The sequence below is a fragment of the Nonomuraea zeae genome (genome assembly GCF_005889725.1).
GTDB classification, from domain to species: Bacteria; Actinomycetota; Actinomycetes; order Streptosporangiales; family Streptosporangiaceae; genus Nonomuraea; species Nonomuraea zeae.
In genome coordinates this window covers 1-987 of the sequence record NZ_VCKX01000702.1, presented here as the reverse complement: position 1 = coordinate 987, position 987 = coordinate 1, and the positions used below count along the sequence as shown (strand labels likewise).

Below are 987 nucleotides of genomic sequence, written 5' to 3'. Positions count from 1 at the left end.
CGCCCGCCCGCGCCACCACGTGCTCGTGGCGGTGCTCGCCACGTTCGTGGCCCTGTGCTTCCTCCCGGTCGCCGACCACTCGCGCGGCCCGGTCACCACGGCCGACCAGGTGCTGCTCGCCCACGGCCGTCGCCTGTGCGCCGCCTACACCCGCAACGACCCGCGCGAGCTGGCCCGCCTGCAGGACGTGGCAGAAGCGGGCGTCCGTGACCTGAGCGGGGTGCTCGCCGGGATCTGCCCGGCCGCGACGGCGAAGGTCACGGCGGAAGCGGCCGCCGAGGACCGCGAATTCGACGAGTTCATGGCCGAGGAACAGCGCAAATGCGACGCCACTCCGCGCCACCGCCCCCTCGTCAAGCCGGCCAGGGCGATCAGGCTCAAGGAGCCGGAGGTCGGCTACGCCAACCGGGACGGCGAGATGAAGTTCGGCGACGGCCTGAGCGGCACCGAGCTGCCCGACCTGTCACTCAACGGCCGCAAGGGCCACTACCGCATCCGCGTGCACTTCGCCTGGTCCGCCTGGCAGGGCGAGAAGTACGGCACCCAGCGGCTGCTGATCATGGCGTACCCGGGACCCGGCGACCAGGTCGTCACCTACCGCAGGCCACCGAAGCGACGCTGACGAACGGGCACCGGCTCCGCGGCGAGTGACCGCCGGTCCCCAGCATCCAGAAGGACGCAGCAGCAGGCCGGGACGCCCGGCGGACGTATCAGCGGTCGTGTCAGGACGGCGACGGCCCGGTATCAGGGCGGTCGGCGATCGTAAACGCATGAACGGTTCACCGGGCGCGGCCCCCAAGGCCGGGCCGACCGTTCACCCGGATTTCCTGACAGCTCAGAAGGAGCACACCACCATGTCGATCACCCTCACCGACCAGGACCAGCTCACCCTCCGGATCGCCGCGTGGGGCGCCGTCTCCCTGATGTCCGCCGCCGGCGCCGCCGGCTCGGCCCACAAGGTCGCCACCGAGGGCTCCATCGCCCTGA

Annotated in this window: 1 protein-coding gene and 1 pseudogene; both read left to right on the top strand. The window is 71.9% G+C overall.

Features of this window, described 5'->3' with window-relative positions; genetic code table 11:
- The coding region (locus ETD85_RS64310) for a hypothetical protein (protein WP_170247523.1) at positions 1–622 on the top strand (622 nt) is incomplete at its 5' end.
- A 148-nt stretch (positions 623–770) separates the two neighbouring features.
- Positions 771–987: pseudogene (locus tag ETD85_RS62480) on the top strand (hypothetical protein); the annotation flags it as partial.